Origin of the sequence: Mycobacterium sp. 4858 (assembly GCF_900240975.1) — a bacterium.
Classification (GTDB): domain Bacteria; phylum Actinomycetota; class Actinomycetes; order Mycobacteriales; family Mycobacteriaceae; genus Mycobacterium.
The window spans coordinates 1,239,934-1,256,546 of record NZ_LT968776.1 but is presented as its reverse complement, the minus strand read 5'-3'; the positions used below and the strand labels follow the sequence as shown (position 1 = coordinate 1,256,546).

General features: G+C 69.5%; 17 protein-coding genes and 1 pseudogene. 9 read left to right on the top strand and 9 right to left on the bottom strand.

Annotated features, from left to right (window positions below; translation table 11 throughout):
• Position 1 precedes the first annotated feature (1 nt).
• Genes rfbB through C1737_RS14345 form a run of 5 tightly spaced genes read right to left on the bottom strand, consistent with a single transcriptional unit; the run spans position 2 to position 5,953 of the window.
• A complete protein-coding gene (gene rfbB / locus C1737_RS14365) occupies positions 2 to 997 on the bottom strand; it encodes a dTDP-glucose 4,6-dehydratase (RefSeq protein ID WP_068096146.1) in 996 nt (331 codons plus the stop codon).
• A 26-nt stretch (positions 998 to 1,023) separates the two neighbouring features.
• A complete protein-coding gene (locus tag C1737_RS14360) occupies positions 1,024 to 1,890 on the bottom strand; it encodes an LLM class F420-dependent oxidoreductase (protein ID WP_067924278.1) in 867 nt (288 codons plus the stop codon).
• Positions 1,891 to 1,915: 25 nt separating this feature from the next.
• Positions 1,916 to 2,758 carry an LLM class F420-dependent oxidoreductase gene (locus C1737_RS14355; protein WP_102418717.1) on the bottom strand — a complete coding sequence of 281 codons (843 nt, stop codon included), beginning with the start codon at positions 2,756 to 2,758 and terminating at the stop codon, positions 1,916 to 1,918.
• Positions 2,759 to 2,787: 29 nt separating this feature from the next.
• Complete coding sequence (locus tag C1737_RS14350) at positions 2,788 to 4,263, bottom strand: ATP-binding protein (RefSeq protein ID WP_067917039.1); 1,476 nt, start codon at positions 4,261 to 4,263, stop codon at positions 2,788 to 2,790.
• A gap of 4 nt (positions 4,264 to 4,267) precedes the next feature.
• Positions 4,268 to 5,953: an FAD-dependent oxidoreductase gene (locus C1737_RS14345; RefSeq protein WP_067917041.1), complete on the bottom strand. Its 1,686-nt coding sequence runs from the start codon at positions 5,951 to 5,953 to the stop codon at positions 4,268 to 4,270.
• Positions 5,954 to 6,227: 274 nt separating this feature from the next.
• Between C1737_RS14345 and infA the strand changes: the two genes are divergently transcribed.
• The 8 genes from infA to truA all read left to right on the top strand — a co-directional run bounded on the left by infA (position 6,228) and on the right by truA (position 10,898).
• Positions 6,228 to 6,449 carry a translation initiation factor IF-1 gene (gene infA, locus C1737_RS14340; RefSeq protein WP_003418601.1) on the top strand — a complete coding sequence of 74 codons (222 nt, stop codon included), beginning with the start codon at positions 6,228 to 6,230 and terminating at the stop codon, positions 6,447 to 6,449.
• Between the two features lie 44 nt (positions 6,450 to 6,493).
• On the top strand, positions 6,494 to 6,607 hold the full coding sequence (gene rpmJ / locus C1737_RS14335) for a 50S ribosomal protein L36 (RefSeq protein ID WP_003879483.1): 114 nt from the start codon (positions 6,494 to 6,496) through the stop codon (positions 6,605 to 6,607).
• Positions 6,608 to 6,777: 170 nt separating this feature from the next.
• Positions 6,778 to 7,152, top strand: coding sequence for a 30S ribosomal protein S13 (gene rpsM, locus C1737_RS14330; protein WP_007167900.1), 375 nt, complete (start codon positions 6,778 to 6,780; stop codon positions 7,150 to 7,152).
• 6 nt (positions 7,153 to 7,158) lie between these two features.
• Complete coding sequence (rpsK, locus tag C1737_RS14325) at positions 7,159 to 7,575, top strand: 30S ribosomal protein S11 (protein WP_007167901.1); 417 nt, start codon at positions 7,159 to 7,161, stop codon at positions 7,573 to 7,575.
• A 10-nt stretch (positions 7,576 to 7,585) separates the two neighbouring features.
• Positions 7,586 to 8,191 (top strand): 30S ribosomal protein S4, encoded by a 606-nt coding sequence (rpsD, locus tag C1737_RS14320; protein WP_067950708.1) that lies wholly within the window; start codon positions 7,586 to 7,588, stop codon positions 8,189 to 8,191.
• 79 nt (positions 8,192 to 8,270) lie between these two features.
• Positions 8,271 to 9,314 (top strand): DNA-directed RNA polymerase subunit alpha, encoded by a 1,044-nt coding sequence (locus tag C1737_RS14315; RefSeq protein ID WP_068098454.1) that lies wholly within the window; start codon positions 8,271 to 8,273, stop codon positions 9,312 to 9,314.
• Between the two features lie 107 nt (positions 9,315 to 9,421).
• Positions 9,422 to 10,060, top strand: coding sequence for a 50S ribosomal protein L17 (gene rplQ / locus C1737_RS14310; RefSeq protein WP_102418716.1), 639 nt, complete (start codon positions 9,422 to 9,424; stop codon positions 10,058 to 10,060).
• A complete protein-coding gene (truA, locus tag C1737_RS14305) occupies positions 10,038 to 10,898 on the top strand; it encodes a tRNA pseudouridine(38-40) synthase TruA (protein ID WP_102418715.1) in 861 nt (286 codons plus the stop codon). Before rplQ ends, truA begins: the two co-directional genes overlap by 23 nt.
• On the opposite strand, the gene C1737_RS14300 is transcribed toward truA, so the two are convergent.
• Both C1737_RS14300 and C1737_RS14295 read right to left on the bottom strand, forming a co-directional pair.
• Positions 10,895 to 11,515, bottom strand: a complete 621-nt coding sequence (locus tag C1737_RS14300; RefSeq protein WP_102419955.1) for a cutinase family protein — start codon at positions 11,513 to 11,515, stop codon at positions 10,895 to 10,897. The genes truA and C1737_RS14300 overlap by 4 nt on opposite strands.
• 57 nt (positions 11,516 to 11,572) lie before the next feature.
• Positions 11,573 to 12,427: a cutinase family protein gene (locus C1737_RS14295; RefSeq protein WP_068098452.1), complete on the bottom strand. Its 855-nt coding sequence runs from the start codon at positions 12,425 to 12,427 to the stop codon at positions 11,573 to 11,575.
• A gap of 119 nt (positions 12,428 to 12,546) precedes the next feature.
• Between C1737_RS14295 and eccB the strand changes: the two genes are divergently transcribed.
• Entirely contained in the window at positions 12,547 to 13,917 is a 1,371-nt protein-coding gene (eccB, locus tag C1737_RS14290; RefSeq protein ID WP_102418714.1) for a type VII secretion protein EccB, read from the top strand.
• Here eccB and mycP read toward each other — a convergent pair.
• Both mycP and eccD read right to left on the bottom strand, forming a co-directional pair.
• Positions 13,882 to 15,191, bottom strand: a pseudogene (gene mycP / locus C1737_RS14285) (type VII secretion-associated serine protease mycosin). The gene eccB and the pseudogene mycP overlap by 36 nt on opposite strands.
• Positions 15,143 to 16,552, bottom strand: a complete 1,410-nt coding sequence (eccD, locus tag C1737_RS14280) for a type VII secretion integral membrane protein EccD (RefSeq protein WP_102418713.1) — start codon at positions 16,550 to 16,552, stop codon at positions 15,143 to 15,145. Before eccD ends, mycP begins: the two are co-directional and overlap by 49 nt.
• Positions 16,553 to 16,613: the final 61 nt, after the last annotated feature.

Sequence of the window (16,613 nt, the reverse complement as noted above, 5' to 3'; positions counted from 1 at the left end):
TTTATTGACCACGCTCTTCGTAACGGGCTTCCGCGGCGTCCTTCAAAGGGCGCCACCACGATTCGTTGGCACGATACCAGTCGATGGTGGCGCTCAAGCCCTCCTCGAAATCGGTATGTTTTGGCGCCCAACACAGTTCGTCGTACAGCAGCGACGGGTCGATGGCGTAGCGCAGGTCGTGGCCGACCCGGTCGGTCACGTGGTCGAAGTCGTCGGGTTCGCGGCCCATCATCTTCAGCAGCGTGCGCAGCACGCTGAGGTTGTCGCGCTCGCCCTCGGAGCTGATCAGGTACGTGCGGCCGATCTCGCCCTTTTCCAGGATCCGCCGCACGGCGCTGTTGTGGTCGTCGACGTGAATCCAGTCGCGCACGTTGGCGCCGCTGCCGTACAGCTTGCACCGCCGGCCGGTGAGCACGTTGGTGATCTGGCGCGGAATGAACTTCTCGACGTGCTGGTAGGGCCCGTAGTTGTTGGAGCAGTTCGAGATCGTCGCTCGCACGCCGTACGACCGCACCCAGGCTCGGACCAGCATGTCGGCGGCGGCTTTGGTCGCCGAGTAGGGGCTCGAGGGGTTGTAGGGCGTCGACTCGGTGAACCGGTTGGGGTCGTCGAGCTCCAGGTCGCCGTAGACCTCGTCGGTCGAAATGTGATGCAGCCGCACACCGTGGCGGCGCACCGCTTCCAGGATGGTGAACGTCCCGACCACGTTGGTGTGCAGGAACGGCCCCGGGTCGTCCAGCGCGTTGTCCACGTGGCTCTCGGCGGCGAAGTGCACGACCGCGTCGGACTCGGCGACCAGCCGCGAGACGAGCTCGGCGTCGCAGATGTCGCCCACCACCAGCCGGATGGTGCCCTCGACGTCGGCCAGTGACTCGCGCCGGCCGGCGTAGGTCAGGGCGTCGAGCACCGTCACGGAGTCCTCGGGATGCTCGCGGACGGTGCTGTGCACAAAATTCGCGCCGATGAAGCCAGCGCCGCCGGTGACCAGTAGCCGCATGGTCAAACCCTAACCGAGCGAGTCGGTCAGCTTGCGGGAGTCAGCCCCAGCGGCCCGGCCAATTCGGTCAGCACGCGCACTACCTCGTCGTCGCCGGCCGCGTCGAGCACCTGGACCGCCACGTGGTCGGCGCCCGCGTCGATGTGCTCGTTGAGGCGTTGGGCGATGGCCTCGGCGGTGCCGTACGCCACCACCGCGTCGATCAGCTTGTCGCTGCCCGGCTTGCGGACGTCCGCTTCGGTGAAGCCGGTGCGCAGCCAGTTGTTCACGTAGTTGCTCAGGTCCAGGTAGAAGTCGGCGTACCTGCGGCCGACGGCGCGGGCTTCCTCCGCGTCGGTGGTCAGCACCACCTTGTGTTCGGGCGCGAGGAACACCGAGTTCCCGATCAGTTCGCGCGCCTTGGCGGTGTGTTCAGGGGTGGTCAGATACGGGTGCGCGCCGGCGCTGCGCTGCGCCGCCAACCGCAGCACGCGTGGGCCCAGCGCCGCCAGCACCCGGCGGCTGGTCGGCACCACCGCCGCGTCGAGCTCGTCGAGGTAGGAGACCAGCGCGTCGTACGGCTTGACGTACTCCTGGGTGTGTTCGGGATGTCCGACCCCGATCCCCAGCAAAAACCTTCCCGGATAGGCGCTTTCGATGCGGTGGAAGGATTCGGCCACCGGTTTGGCGTGTGCGGTCCAGATGTTGAGGATCCCGGTGGCCAGCTGCAACGATTCCGTCTCGGCCAGCGCCGGCTCCACCCAGGCCAGGTCGGCGTCGGGCGATCCGCCGATCCAGACGGCGCCGTAGCCGAGCGATTCGATCCGCCGCGCCAGTGCCGGGGTGATGGACCTGGACCCCAGCCACACGCCGAATCGGCCCAGGTCTGGTTTGAGTGCTACCGGCTCGGTCATCTACGTCCCCCTCGTGCGTCGTCTGCTAGCTCAGGCCGAGCGGCCCAGCCAATTGGGCCAGCGCCGGCACCAGGTTTTCATCCTTCGTCAGGACCTGCACGGGCACATGGTCGGCGCCCGCGTCGAGGTGCTCCTTCAACCGGGCCGCGATCGCCTCCGGCGTGCCGTAGGCGACGACCGCGTCGACAAAACGGTCGCTGCCCGGCTTCGTGACCTCCTCGTCGGTGAAGCCGAGCCGTTTCCAGTTGTTGCGGTAATTGGCGAGCTGGAAATAGATGTCGAGCGCCCTGCGGCCCACCGTACGGGCCTTCTCGGCGTCGGTGGTCAGCACCGCCTTGTGTTCGGGCGCCAGGAACGCCGACGGGCCGATCAGCTCGCGCGCCTGAGCGGTGTGCTCGGGGGTGGTCAGGTACGGGTGTGCCCCGGCGCTGCGCTCCGCGGACAGCTTGAGCACGCGGGGGCCGAGCGCGGCGACCACCCTGCGGTTGGTGGGCACCCCGTATTCGTCGAGCTGCTGCAGGTAGTCGGCCAGCGCGTCGTAGGGCTTGCGGTATTCGGTGTGCGCCTCGGGATGGCCGACGCCGATGCCGAGCAGGAAGCGGCCGGGGAAGGCCTTGTCGATGCGGTGGAAGGACTCGGCCACCGGCTTGGCGGCGGCGGTCCAGATGTTGACGATGCCGGTGGCCACCTGCAGGGTGGTCGTCGCGTCGAGCAGGGGCTCCACCCAGGCCAGCTCGGCCGGCGGCGAACCGCCCACCCAGACGGCCCCGTAACCCAGGGCTTCGATGTCTTTGGCTTGTTCGGGCGTGACGCCGCGTCCGAAAACTCCGAACCGGCCGAGATCGGGCTTGCTCGCTGCATCGGTCATGGTTGTTCCCAACCGGCGCAGCGGTGGCCCTATTCCGCAGGCTCCATGTCCACGATCGGCGGGGCCTCGAGGGGGAGCAAGACGATGAATCGGGTGTCCCCGGGCTTGGACTCGACCCGCAGGTCCCCGCGATGTTTCTTGGCGACGATGTTGAAGGCCAGGTCCAGCCCCAGGCCGGTGCCCTCCCCGACCGGCTTGGTGGTGAAGAACGGTTCGAAGATGCGTTGGCGCACGTCCTCGGGCACGCCGGGCCCGGTGTCGCAGATCTCGACACGCGCCATCTTCTCGCCTTCGCGGCAGGTGCGGATGGTCAGCGTCCCGCCCGCGTCGCCCATCGCGGCGATCGCGTTGTCGATGATGTTGGTCCAGACTTGGTTGAGATCGCCCGGATAGCAAGGGATTTCGGGAAGAGTTCGGTCCAGCTCCTTGACCACCGTGATGCCGGCATCCCGGCCCAGCCGGTCGGCGAACATCACCAGCGTGCTGCGCAGCAGTTCGTGAATGTCGGCCACCTGGAAGGGGGCACGGTCCATCTGCGAATACTGTTTGGCGTCGGCGACCAGCGCCGAAATCCGCTTGCTCGCCTCCAGGATCTGGTTCAGCAGCAGCTCGCTCTCGACGGTGTACGTCAGCCACCGGATGGCTTTCTCCAGCGACGCCGACGCCCCGAGCTCCTCGGTGGCCGCGGCGATGCGCTCCAGCCAATCGGTGTCGATGCCCCCCTCGACGAAGGTGGGCGCGATGTCCCAGCCGCCCTCGATGCCGTGGCCGTCGAGCCATTCGCCGACGGCGTCTTCGCAGTCGGCGGTCTCGATGGCGGTCAGGTTCGCCGACGCCGCCTTGGCAACCTGGGCGGCGACCTCCTCCTGCAGGCGCACCAGCGCCCGCAGCGCCTCCGGGCTGACGGTCCCGTCGGCGAGCATCCCGAGTTTCTGGCGCATGCCGGCGACCCGCTGGCGCAGCTCCGAGGCCGCGCGGACGGTGGCCGCGGCGGGGTTGTTCAGCTGATGGGTCAGCCCGGCGGACAACTGGCCCAGCGCCAGCAGCTTCTCCCGGTTGTCGATGATCCGGCGGGTCCGTTCGAGTCCGACCGCCATCCCGTCGAGCAGGTGGACGGCCATCGGGAACTGGTCCTTCATGAACCGGGCGAACGCGGGCGCGTCGAGCACGAAGAACCGCGACGGCTTGGTGACGTACACCGTCGCGTCGTAGCTCTGGTGCTGGGGCTGACCGGTGAACGCCCGCCACGCGCCGCAATACACCCCGCGCTGCGAGGTCCGGTTGGTCTCGATGTCCTGGCCGCCCGACAGCTTCGACATCACCAGCTCGCCGTCGAGGAGGACGTAGAGGCAGGTCGCCGGTTCGCCCTCGACGCAGATCGGGCCCGGCGGGTAGTTCTCGATGTGGCCGTTGGCGCACAACACCGCCAGCTGCTCGTCGGTGAGCGCCTCGAACAGGAACAGGCTGCGCAGCTCGTCGGGCTCGCAAGGAACTTGCGCGGTCATGCCGTCACGATTCCGCCAGGTAGCGGTGCACCAGCATCACGGCCATCGATCCCTCGCCGACCGCGGCCGCGACGCGCTTGGCGGACTCGGCCCGCACGTCGCCGGTGGCGAACACCCCCGGCACGCTGGTCTCGAGGTGGTGGGGCGGGCGGTCCAGCGTCCAGCCGCACACGTTGCGCAGGTCCGGCCCGGTGAGGACGAAGCCGTGGCTGTCGCGGGCGAGCACCCCGTCCAGCCACTCGGTGCGCGGCGCGGCGCCGATGAAGATGAACATCCGCCCGCAGGTGACCTCCTGGGTTTCCCCGGTCTGGTTGTCGACCAGGGTGAGCCGCTCCAGGTGGTCGTCGCCGACGGCGCGGTGCACCTCCGTGCAGGTGCGCACGGTGATGTTGGGCCGCTGCTTGATCTGCTGAATCAGGTAGTAGGACATCGAGGCGTCCAGCGACGGGCCACGCACCACGATGGTCACCGACTTGGCCTCCCGGGACAGGTACATCGCGGCCTGGCCGGCGGAGTTGGCCCCGCCGACGACGTAGACCTCCTCGCCCGCGCATTCCGACGCGATCGAGACGGCCGCCCCGTAGTAGACGCCGCGGCCGGTCAGGTCGCTGCAGCCCTCCGCCGGCAGCTGGCGGTAGGCGACGCCGGTGGCCAGGATGACCGCGTGGGCGTCGATCGAGCCGCCGTCGGCGAACCGCACCGTGCGCTTGGGGCCGTTGACCTCCAGCGCCGTGGCGGTGCGGGCGGTGATCAGCTCGGCCCCGAACTTCTCGGCCTGCCGCCGCGCCCGGTCGGCGAGCTGGCCGCCCGACACCCCGTCGGGGAAGCCGAGGTAGTTCTCGATCCGTGAGCTCTGGCCCGCCTGACCGCCCGTCGCCGTGCGTTCGATGAGCACCGTGCGCAGCCCCTCCGACGCCCCGTACACGGCGGCGGCCAGGCCGGCGGGCCCGCCGCCGACGACGATCAGGTCGTAGAACTCCTGCGACGGCGTGGTGGTCAGGCCCAGGGTGTCGGCCAGCTCCGCGTCGGTGGGTTCGACCAGGGTGTCGCCGCGTTCGGTGACGACGACGGGCAGCCGCAGGCCGTCCTCGCCGGCGGCCTTCAGCAGCCGCTGGCCGTCGGGGTCGTCGGCCATGAACCACGAGTAGTGCAGCCCGTTGCGGGCCAGGAAGTCGCGCACCCGCCAGGACCGCTCGGACCAGCGGTGGCCGATCACCTTGGTGTGCGGGATCGGGTGTTCCGGCGCCGCCCGCCAGGCGTCCAGCAGTCCGTCGATGACGGGATAGAACTTCTCCTGCGGCGGGTCCCACGGCTTGAGCAGGTAGTGGTCCAGGTCGACGACGTTGATCGCGTCGATGGCGGCGTGGGTGTCGGCGTAGGCGGTCAGCAGCACGCGGCGCGCGGCCGGGTAGAGGTCCATCGCCTGCTCGAGGAATTCGATGCCGCTCATCTGCGGCATCCGGTAGTCGGCGATCAGCACGGCGACCGTCTCGCCGCGCAGCTTGAGCTCCTTGAGCGTCTCCAGGGCGTCGGGTCCCGAGTCGGCCCGCACGATCCGATGCCGGTCACCGTATTGACGACGCAGATCACGGGCGACGGCGCGCGAGACCGAGGGATCGTCGTCGACAGTCAGCAGGACCGGCTTGCGAGGTTGAAGGGAGGAGGCTGCGGGGTTCGCGGGGCTCGTCATCGGGTTCAAGTATGCCCTCGTCAGGGCGTTGGCGGCAGGTCGAGGAGGCGGCTGGGCGGCCGACTCGATTTCGCCGTCCGCGATTTTGGTCAGGGGCCCTGACCAGGTATCGTGGGACAACGGTGCGTCATCCGCGCCGACTTTTTGCGTGCCCTGTCTTAGGAATTCCCTGGAATTTCCTGCCCTTGGCTCACGTTGCTAGTCGGGCGAATGCTGCGCCGGAATGGGCGCACATCAAGGATACGAAACCAAAGACGAGGATTGCTGAACAGATATGGCCAAGAAGGACGGTGCCATAGAGGTCGAGGGCCGCGTGGTCGAGCCCCTGCCCAATGCGATGTTCCGCATTGAGCTGGAGAACGGTCACAAGGTGCTCGCCCACATCAGCGGCAAGATGCGGCAGCACTACATCCGCATCCTGCCCGAGGACCGGGTGGTGGTGGAGCTTTCTCCCTACGACCTGTCCCGGGGCCGCATTGTGTACCGGTACAAGTAACAGCCCGAACCCAAGACAACGAGAAAGAACAGGATCGAACAGCCGTGAAGGTGAACCCGAGCGTCAAGCCAATCTGTGACAAATGCAGGGTGATCCGTCGGCATGGGCGGGTCATGGTGATCTGCTCCGATCCGCGCCACAAGCAGCGCCAGGGCTAGCGGCGATCGCACACAACTGAATGCAGACCTCCCAGCACCACTGAACTGCTCGCATCTTTAGAGATGGGCCAGTTCATCCACGTCCGGACGGAGGCCGGGCCCCGCCCCAGCTTTGGAGCGGGAACGGGCTGGGAACAGACCTCCGCCTAGAAAAAGAGGAAACGCCACCTATGGCTCGACTAGTAGGCGTCGATCTGCCGCGCGACAAGCGGATGGAGATCGCGCTGACCTACATCTTCGGCGTCGGCCGCACCCGGTCGAACGAGATCCTGGCAGCTACCGGAATCGACAAGGACCTGCGCACCAGGGACCTGACCGACGACCAGCTGACCCACTTGCGTGACTACATCGAAGCGAACCTCAAGGTTGAGGGTGACCTGCGCCGCGAGGTGCAGGCCGACATTCGCCGCAAGATCGAGATCGGCTGCTACCAGGGCCTGCGGCACCGCCGCGGCCTGCCGGTGCGCGGCCAGCGGACCAAGACCAATGCGCGCACCCGCAAGGGCCCCAAGCGCACCATCGCAGGCAAGAAGAAGGCCAGGTAACCGCCCATGCCACCAGCCAAGAAGGCAGCCTCTGCGCCCAAGAAGGGGCAGAAGACCCGCAAGCGGGAAAAGAAGAACATCCCGCACGGCGCCGCGCACATCAAGAGCACGTTCAACAACACGATCGTGAGCATCACCGACCCGCAGGGCAACGTCATCGCCTGGGCGTCGTCGGGCCACGTCGGGTTCAAGGGTTCGCGGAAGTCGACGCCGTTCGCCGCGCAGCTCGCCGCCGAAAACGCCGCGCGCAAGGCGCAGGAGCACGGCGTGAAGAAGGTCGACGTGTTCGTCAAGGGCCCGGGCTCGGGCCGGGAGACGGCGATCCGCTCGCTGCAGGCCGCGGGCCTGGAGGTCGGCGCGATCTCCGACGTCACCCCCCAGCCGCACAACGGCTGCCGTCCGCCCAAGCGCAGAAGGGTCTAGGGAAAGAATCATGGCTCGTTACACCGGACCCATCACCCGCAAGTCGCGCCGGCTGCGCACCGACCTGATCGGTGGCGACCAGGCCTTCGAGAAGCGTCCCTACCCGCCCGGCCAGCACGGCCGCGCGCGGATCAAGGAAAGCGAATACCTGCAGCAGCTGCAGGAGAAGCAGAAGGCCCGCTTCACCTACGGCGTCATGGAGAAGCAGTTCCGCCGCTACTACGAAGAGGCCACCCGCCAGCCCGGCAAGACGGGTGAGGAGCTGCTCAAGATCCTGGAAAGCCGACTGGACAACGTCGTCTACCGCGCCGGGCTCGCCCGCACGCGCCGGATGGCCCGCCAGCTGGTCAGCCACGGCCACTTCAGCGTCAACGGCGTGCACGTCAACGTGCCCAGCTACCGGGTGTCGCAGTACGACATCATCGACGTGCGGGACGGCTCGCTGAACACGGTGCCGTTCCAGATCGCCCGGGAGACGGCGGGCGACCGCCCGATCCCCAGTTGGCTGCAGGTGGTGGGGGAGCGTCAGCGGATCCTGATCCACCAGCTGCCCGAGCGGGCGCAGATCGACGTGCCCCTCGCCGAGCAGCTGATCGTCGAGTTCTACTCGAAGTAACAAGACTTTTCGGGCCGCCCGGCCCGGAAACCTCAACGGCATCAAATAGCGGGTGCCGAGAAGGAGAAGAAGAAACACCATGCTGATCTCTCAGCGACCCACACTGTCGGAAGAAGTACTGTCCGACAACCGCTCGCAGTTCGTCATCGAGCCCCTGGAGCCCGGATTCGGTTACACCCTGGGCAATTCGCTGCGCCGGACGCTGCTGTCGTCGATTCCCGGCGCGGCCGTGACCAGCATCCGCATCGACGGCGTGCTGCACGAGTTCACCACCGTCGCCGGGGTGAAGGAAGACGTCACCGCGATCATCCTGAACCTCAAGAGCCTGGTGGTGTCCTCGGAGGAGGACGAGCCGGTCACCATGTACCTGCGCAAGCAGGGCCCGGGCGCGGTCACCGCCGGTGACATCGTGCCGCCCGCCGGTGTCACGGTGCACAACCCCGAGATGCACATCGCGACGCTGAACGACAAGGGCAAGCTCGAGGTCGAACTCGTCGTCGAGCGTGGCCGCGGCTACGTGCCGGCGGTGCAGAACCGGGCCTCCGGCGCCGAAATCGGCCGGATCCCGGTCGATTCCATCTACTCGCCGGTGCTCAAGGTGACCTACAAGGTGGACGCGACCCGTGTCGAGCAGCGCACCGACTTCGACAAGCTGATCCTGGACGTCGAGACCAAGAGCTCGATCACCCCGCGTGACGCGCTGGCGTCGGCCGGTAAGACGCTGGTCGAATTGTTCGGCCTGGCACGCGAACTCAACGTCGAGGCCGAGGGTATCGAGATCGGGCCGTCGCCGGCCGAGGCCGACCACATCGCCTCGTTCGCGCTGCCGATCGACGACCTGGACCTGACGGTGCGGTCGTACAACTGCCTCAAGCGCGAGGGTGTGCACACCGTCGGCGAGCTGGTCAGCCGCACCGAGTCCGACCTGCTCGACATCCGCAACTTCGGTCAGAAGTCGATCGACGAGGTGAAGGTCAAGCTGCACCAGCTGGGCCTGTCGCTCAAGGACAGCCCGGCGAGCTTCGACCCGTCGCAGGTCGCCGGCTACGACGTGGCCACCGGCACGTGGTCCACCGAAGGCGCCTACGACGACCAGGACTACGCGGAAACCGAACAGCTGTAAAGGCCGTCCGGTGACGATGCGGCCGCTGAGGAACCGGACACCTACAACAGAAGCCCGTCCCGGCCCTACCTGATACGGGGGCCGGCCCCCAATGAGGAGATAGTGCAATGCCCAAGCCCACCAAGGGCCCCCGCCTCGGCGGGTCGTCTTCGCACCAGAAGGCCCTGCTGGCCAACCTGGCCACGTCGCTGTTCGAGCACGGCCGGATCAAGACGACCGAGCCCAAGGCGCGCGCCCTGCGGCCGTATGCGGAAAAGCTGATCACGCATGCGAAAAAGGGCTCGTTGCACAACCGTCGAGAGGTGCTCAAGAAAATCCGCGACAAGGACGTGGTGCACGCCCTGTTCGCGGAGATCGGGCCGTTCTTCGCCGACCGCAACGGCGGCTACACCCGCATCATCAAGGTCGAGCCGCGCAAGGGCGACAACGCCCCGATGGCGGTCATCGAGCTGGTGCGGGAGAAGACGGTGACGTCCGAGGCGGACCGGGCGCGTCGCGTCAAGGCTTCCAAGAAGTCTGACGCGCCCGTCGCCGCGGCGGCAGCCCCTCAGGCGGCGGTCGAGCCCGAGGAAGCCGTCGGCCCGACGGCCGACGAGGTGACCGAGACGGCCGAAGCCCCTGAGACCGGCGACGCCGGCGAGGCCACCGAAGCCCAGGCCAAGGCCGAGGAGAAGGCCGACAAGGCCGTCGCCGCGCGGGCCGAAGCCGAAAAGGCCGCCGAGGCTGACGAGGCTGACGAGAGTTAGCGACGCCGTCCGTCTGCGGCTCGACATCGCCTACGACGGAACGGAATTCGCAGGCTGGGCGCCCCAGTCCGGCCAGCGCACCGTCGCCGGAGTGCTCGACGAGGCACTGACCACCGTCTTCCGCACGCCGATGCGGCTGCGGGCTGCCGGGCGCACCGACACCGGTGTGCACGCCACGGGCCAGGTGGCCCACGTCGATGTGCCATCGGACGCGCTGCAGTACGCCTACCCGCGCTCGTCGCGCGCGGGCGAGTCGGAATTCGAGCCGTTGGTGCGCCGGCTGGGCCGGTTTTTGCCCACCGACGTCCGGGTGCTCGGCATCGCCCGCGCCCCGGCGGGTTTCGACGCGCGGTTCTCGGCCCTGCGGCGCCACTATGTGTATCGGCTGTCGACCGCCCCGTACGGGGTGCAGCCGCAGCTGGCCCGTTACGTCACCGCCTGGCCGCGTCCCCTGGACGTGGACGCGATGGCCGCCGCGTCGCGAGAGCTGGTGGGACTGCACGACTTCGCCGGGTTCTGCCGGCATCGCCCGAACGCCACCACCATTCGCGAGCTGCAGCGCCTGGAGTGGTCACGCGACGGCGACCAGATCACCGCGCACGTCAGCGCCGACGCGTTCTGCTGGTCGATGGTGCGCTCGCTGGTGGGGGCGCTACTGGCCGTGGGCGAACACCGCCGCCCGATGTCGTGGTGCCGCGAATTGCTCACCGCCACAAGCCGATCCAGCGACTTCGCGGCCGCGCCGCCGCATGGGCTGACGCTGGTGCGCGTCGACTATCCGGCCGATGACCAGCTGGAGGCGCGCAACCTGATCACCCGGGACCTGCGCACCCGCTAGACCTTCTTCGCGACGAAAGTCGCGGCCTGGTTGGTCAATCCGGGCACGTAGCTCAGGTGCGACGCCCACCGGGTGCCGGGTGAGCAGATCGGGTCGCCCGGGTTGCACAGGTCGATGGTCTTGCCGGCGAATTCGGGGGTCAGGGCGCTCATCAGCTGGCCCGCCCGGCTCGACGGATTTCCGAACAGCGCCACGGCCGCGACGTGATCGGCGGCCGCGGGCGGCAGCGGCTGGCGGAAGCCCAGGCCCGGCAGCGGTGCGGCCGTGACGATGTCGACGACGGCGGCGCCCTGCGAGTACCCGCCGAGCACCAGCTTGGTGTTGGGGCAATTGCCGGCCATCTGCTGGATGTGGTCGCTGGCGTCGTTGGCGCCGTCGGCGGCGGCCAGGAAGTCCTTGTTCGCCGGATAGTTCACCCCGTACGAGCCAACGCTTTTGGAAGTCTGCTGGCGCAGCGAGTTGACGAACGCCCCGCCGACCTTGCCGACACCGGGCGGTTCGTCGGTTCCGCGGGCGAACACCACCTCAACGCCGGGGCAGGACGCGAAGGCCTGCGGAAGCAGTTGGGGAGCAACCACTATCGCGGCGCCCGCGAGCAGCCCGGCGCCCAGCGTCAATGGAATGAGCCGCACCCCACGATGTTAGGGGCGCGTTGGTCTCGCGCCGGTAACGATTCAGACGAGAGGTGCTTGCGGAGTCACCGTGGTCGGCGCCGCCGGCGTGGGCGCGGGGTCGGTTCCGCCGTGGATCGAGGGCGGCGACCCGGGCGGGGTCTGCTGCCCGTACACCGGCGACGGCGTGGCGCCGGGCTGGTTCGGGACGGGGCCCAGCGGCGGACCGAACGCGGGGCTGGACGGGCTCGAGCCGGCCAGTTTCTGGGCGACGAACGCCGCGGCCTGGGTGGTGTAGACGGGGACATAGCCCTCGGTGTGCCCGCTCCACTCGTTACCGGGGCCGGCGTGGCAGATCGGGTCGTTGGGGTTGCAGTAGTCGGCGGCCTTCGAGCCCAGCAGCGCGCTCTGGGTGGGCAGCGTGCCGCCGGCGCGGTCGGCCACGTCACCGAAGGTGACGACGGCCGCGATGTTGTTGGCGTACTGCTCGGGCAGCTTGTTGCCCCAGCTGATGCCGCCGATCGGGACGCCGGCCACGATGTCCATCACCGACGCGCCCTGCGAGTAGCCGCCCAGCACGATCTTGGTGTTGGGGCAGGTTTCCACGCTCTTCTTGACGCGGTCGATGGTGTCGTTGGCGCCGTCGCCGCCGTGCAGCTGCAGCTTGCTGGCGGCGTAGTTCACGCCGTAGGGCAGGATGTTCAGGCCGGTCTGCTGGCGCAGCGAGTCCACCAACGCGTCGCCGACGCGGCCCAGGCCGGCCGGTTCGTTGGTGCCGCGGGCGAAGATCACCTCGACGTCCGGGCAGTCGAACGCCTGCGCGACCGGCGCCGCGGCGGGGGATAACAGCAGGCCAGACGCGGTGACCAGCGCAGAGCCCCCGAGCCCGACGCAGCGACCTATCCGGTGAGAAAACACGCCGTAACTTTACCTACCCTAAGCACGGTTCGAAAGTTCGCTGACCTGTGGATCAGCTAAGCGGCCCCTCGGCCGGCCGCTCTACCGTGTGCGCAACGACTACGCACGCTGGGGGATCGGTGCCGGCTCAGCAGACCACGTGGCTGCACATCAGCGGCTACCGATTCCTGCTGCGCCGTATCGAGTGCGCGTTGCTGGGCGGAAACATCCACACCCTCGTCGCCCGCTCGCGTGCGCCGGCGGCGGCGCTGACGGTCGGGTCCGTGCTGGCGGTGATCGCCGTCGCGGGAGTCACGGTCGTCGCGCTGCTGCGGCCACGGGTGGCGCTGGACGACGCCCAACTGGTGATGGGACGAGAGTCCGGGGCGCTGTATGTGCGGGTCGGCGACACCTGGCACCCGGTGCTGAACCTAGCGTCGGCGCGGTTGATCGCCGCGACGGCCGCCAACCCCCGGCCGGTGCCCGAGGCGGACCTGGCGCGCGTCAAACGCGGGCCGCTGCTGGGCATCCCGGGCGCGCCCCAACTCATCGGCCGGCCGTTGGCGGCGGACGAGTCGGCGTGGACGATCTGCGATGCGGCGGGGGCCGGCGCGACCACCGTGATCGTCGGCCGGACCGACGAGCCGACGATCCCCCGCCCAGGTTCCGGGCAGGCCCTTCTGGTCGCACCCACCGGGGGTTCGCCGGCCTACCTGCTCTACGACGGTCAGCGTGCGGTGGTAGATGTCGCCGACGCCGCGGTGGTGCGCGCGCTCCGGTTGGAAGGGCGCACGCCGCGGACCGTCTCGCCGTCGTTGCTGAATGCGATTCCCGAGGCGCCGCCGATCAGGGCGCTCCGGATTCGCGGCGCCGGCGACGAGGCGGCCGCGATGCCCGGATTTGCGGTGGGCAGCGTGGTGCGTGTCGTGCGGGCCGGGGGTGACGAGTATTACGTCGTGCTGGCCGCGGGGGTCCAGCGCATCGGAGAGGTGGCTGCCGATCTGCTGCGCTTCGGCAACTCCGGGAGCACCGCCAACGTGGTCACGGTGGCACCCGACGCCATCCGCGCGGCTCCGATCGTCGACTCGCTGCCGGTGGCCGGCTTCCCGGACCGGGCGCCGGCACTCTCGGACGACGGCGGCACGTTGTGCGTCTCCTGGCAGGCGGCGGCGCCGGGGCGATCCGGCGTCACGTTCCTCGGCGGCGGCGGGCTCCCACTGCCGGCCGGTCATACGCCGCTGACCTTGTCACAGGCCGACGGCCACGGCCCCGCGCTGGACGCCGTGTACGTGCCGCCCGGCCGGAGCGCCTACGTGCGCGTCGGCGCACGCTACCTGGTCACCGACAGCGGGGTGCGGTTCGCGATCCACGATGACGACGCCGCGCGCGCCCTCGGGCTGCCCGTGCCGAATCCGGCGCCCTGGTCGGTCCTGGGGGTGCTGCCGGCGGGACCGGAGCTGAGCAAAGAGAAGGCCTCAATCGCCCGCGACTCGGTGCCGCCGAGCCCGTAGGCGGCTCGCGGCCAGCCCGGCGGCCAGCGCCATCCCCAGTAGGGCGAGGCAGCCGGCGGTGCCGCGCAACGCGGTGTTCCGCGCGTGGGCATCCGGCGATGCGACCGGCGCCGGCGGGGTGATCGGCGCGGGCGCCCGTGGCGGCGCGGTCGCGGCGAGACCGGCATCGGTGCTGACGGCCGCGAGCGCGTCGACGGTGCCGCTGCCGACGAGCGGATCCCAACCTTCGGGTGGGTGATGCGCCGTCGACTCGATGCGCTGCATCACCTGGCGCGCCGTCAACGCCGGGAACCGGGATCGGATCAGTGCGGCCAGCCCGCTGACCACCGGTGCGGCGTAACTGGTGCCGGACACCGGTTCCGAGCCCAGCGGCGTCACCGCCTCGCCGGGTGCCGCGACGTCCACCCAGGGGCCGGCAAGGGTGAATGCCGATGGCGCACCCGCGGCGTCCACCGAACCGACCGTCAGCACGTAGTCGTCGTACCACGCCGGGCTGACCGCGACCGTGACGTTGTCCCAGCCGGCATCCTGGCGCTGGGGCGGGCACTGCCCGGCTCCGCCGGTGTTGCCCGCCGCGGCCACGACGACCGCATTCTTGACGTCCACGGCGTAGGCCAGCGCGGCGCCCAGTGCGCGGTCATCCAGCGCCGACGCGATCGGAACGCAGGCAACCGAGGAGATGTTGATCACCGATGCGCCGAGGTCCGCGGCGGTGCGGACGGCTCTCGCCATGGTGTCGACGTCACCGACACCTGCGCGGGACCGATCTTTGGCGGGGGAGAACCTGGGGCTGGACTGCCGAATGCTGATCAAGGTGGCTTCGGGCGCCATCCCGCTCAAGCCTGGCGCCGTCGAATCCTCTGTCGCACCGATGATCCCGGCCACCAGGGTGCCGTGCGCGTCGCAGTCCTGGGTGCCGTCGCCGGTGGACACGTAGTCGCCGCCGGGCACGACGTCGGGTAGCAGGCGGTGGCGCGAAACGCCGGTGTCGATGACCGCGACTCGTTGCCCCGCACCGCGGGTCAGCCGCCACACCCGCGCCAGCTCAGGGAGCAATGCCGGCCGGTCGGGCGCCGACCCCGCCGTCATCGTGGCGCACGTCTCGGCTTCGGTAACCACTGGTCGTCGACCTTGGGAGGCGAAATCGCCTGCGCCGGTGGTATCCCGGTGGCCACCACCGCCACCAGTGCCAACGCCGACAGGATGCGCGCGCCGCGCGACCCCCTCACGCGAGATTCAATCCCCGGACGGTGCCATAGAGCCCACAGACCCATAAGGTCAGCGGGACCATTGCGGCCAGCGCCAGCCACTCCAGCGCCTGGACGCTTCGTCGGGCAAGCGGCGGCAGCGATATCGCGGGAGCGACGAAGCCGAGGTACATCGCCACGGCGGCCAGCGTTGCCGTCCCCGCGGCAAGCCATGGCCCGCGCCCCGAGGTGTTGAAGGCGGCAACGCCGAAGGTTGTTCCTACGACTCCGATCCCGGCCACGACGAACGCCGGCATCCGTCTGCTGTCACCGGAGTGCGCCCGCAGCAGTAGCAATGCGCCGGTGATGGCGCCGAACGCCATGCACGACAGGCGGGGCGCTCCGGCTGCCACGGTGACGGCGGCACCGACGGCCGCCGATGACGAAAACCCCGCGAGGAGACTCGACAGCCAGGCGTCGGCGCGGAGCGTTTGGGCCGCCAGGCGCGCCTCGGCGCCGGTCCTGTCGGCGTCCGGGGTCGGCGGGAGCTGGGGTGACAAACCCGCCAAGACGACCGATACCCGTGCCGCAGCCCCGAGTAGGCCGAGCGACACCAGTGCCGATGCCGCGCCGATGGTGTGCGGCGGGGCGGCAGTGAGCACGCCCACCAACGCGGCCACCGCGACAACCGTCGCGAGGCACGACGCCGCGGTCACCGCGACCACGAAGCGGCCGGCGGATCGTGTCGCCAGTATGCAGGTGGCGGCCGCGGCCGTCGCGGCCAGCAGGACATGGCAGAAACCCGGGGCGCCGGGAACCGCCAGGAACCCGGCAGCCCCTGCGAACGCGGTGGCGATCGCGCTGAGAGCCAGCCCGGCTACCGCGTCCCGGTAGACCCGGTGGGCGACCGCGGCGGAGAGCAAGGCGACCAGCGCCGCGGCCGTCGTCACCCCCACCGTGGCGTGGGCGTCGTAGGCGCCGGGAACGTTTCGGGCAAGCGCCAGGGCACCGACGACGGTCAGGCCGCCCGCGGTCATCGCACCGGCGATCCGGGCCGCCAGTCGACGCCGCGCGTCCGCCTTGTGATCCGCCACCAGTGCCTCCGACACGGCCTCCGCGACGTCATGGTGACGAGCGGCGGGCGGCGGAGCCGACGGCCGGCTCAGCAGCAGGACGTCGCCGTCAGCAATTCCGCTCTGGGCGAGCGTCTTCGACGGGTCCAAAGCGGCGGACCCGGGGAGTGACAGGTGATAGCGCCGGCCGGACAGGTCGCCGCCGGCATCGCCGGCGTCCAGGAGGTCCACGATCGACGGGGTCAGCACGGCGAGGGGAATCCCGGCCGGGAGTGCCAGGTCGGCGGCGGCGGCGCCGGAGTGGATCGAGACACGGCACAGCCCCGAATCGGTTGCACGCAATGGTGGCCCCTTCGGTTGGAATGCCGCGAACATAGCCAGGTTTCGGGCTTCGGGTATGCCGCTGTCCACAGGTGAGTTGTCGTCGTCGCCGGTG

What these genes read in the sequence shown, in the direction of transcription:
- C1737_RS14355 (WP_102418717.1), bottom strand. Translation starts at nt 2,758, where the DNA reads ATGACCGATGCAGCGAGCAAGCCCGATCTCGGCCGGTTCGGAGTTTTC.
- eccD (WP_102418713.1), bottom strand. Translation starts at nt 16,552, where the DNA reads ATGTTCGCGGCATTCCAACCGAAGGGGCCACCATTGCGTGCAACCGAT.
- infA (WP_003418601.1), top strand. Translation starts at nt 6,228, where the DNA reads ATGGCCAAGAAGGACGGTGCCATAGAGGTCGAGGGCCGCGTGGTCGAG.
- C1737_RS14315 (WP_068098454.1), top strand. Translation starts at nt 8,271, where the DNA reads ATGCTGATCTCTCAGCGACCCACACTGTCGGAAGAAGTACTGTCCGAC.
- rpsK (WP_007167901.1), top strand. Translation starts at nt 7,159, where the DNA reads ATGCCACCAGCCAAGAAGGCAGCCTCTGCGCCCAAGAAGGGGCAGAAG.
- C1737_RS14345 (WP_067917041.1), bottom strand. Translation starts at nt 5,953, where the DNA reads ATGACGAGCCCCGCGAACCCCGCAGCCTCCTCCCTTCAACCTCGCAAG.
- rplQ (WP_102418716.1), top strand. Translation starts at nt 9,422, where the DNA reads ATGCCCAAGCCCACCAAGGGCCCCCGCCTCGGCGGGTCGTCTTCGCAC.
- C1737_RS14360 (WP_067924278.1), bottom strand. Translation starts at nt 1,890, where the DNA reads ATGACCGAGCCGGTAGCACTCAAACCAGACCTGGGCCGATTCGGCGTG.
- C1737_RS14350 (WP_067917039.1), bottom strand. Translation starts at nt 4,263, where the DNA reads ATGACCGCGCAAGTTCCTTGCGAGCCCGACGAGCTGCGCAGCCTGTTC.
- rfbB (WP_068096146.1), bottom strand. Translation starts at nt 997, where the DNA reads ATGCGGCTACTGGTCACCGGCGGCGCTGGCTTCATCGGCGCGAATTTT.
- rpsD (WP_067950708.1), top strand. Translation starts at nt 7,586, where the DNA reads ATGGCTCGTTACACCGGACCCATCACCCGCAAGTCGCGCCGGCTGCGC.
- rpsM (WP_007167900.1), top strand. Translation starts at nt 6,778, where the DNA reads ATGGCTCGACTAGTAGGCGTCGATCTGCCGCGCGACAAGCGGATGGAG.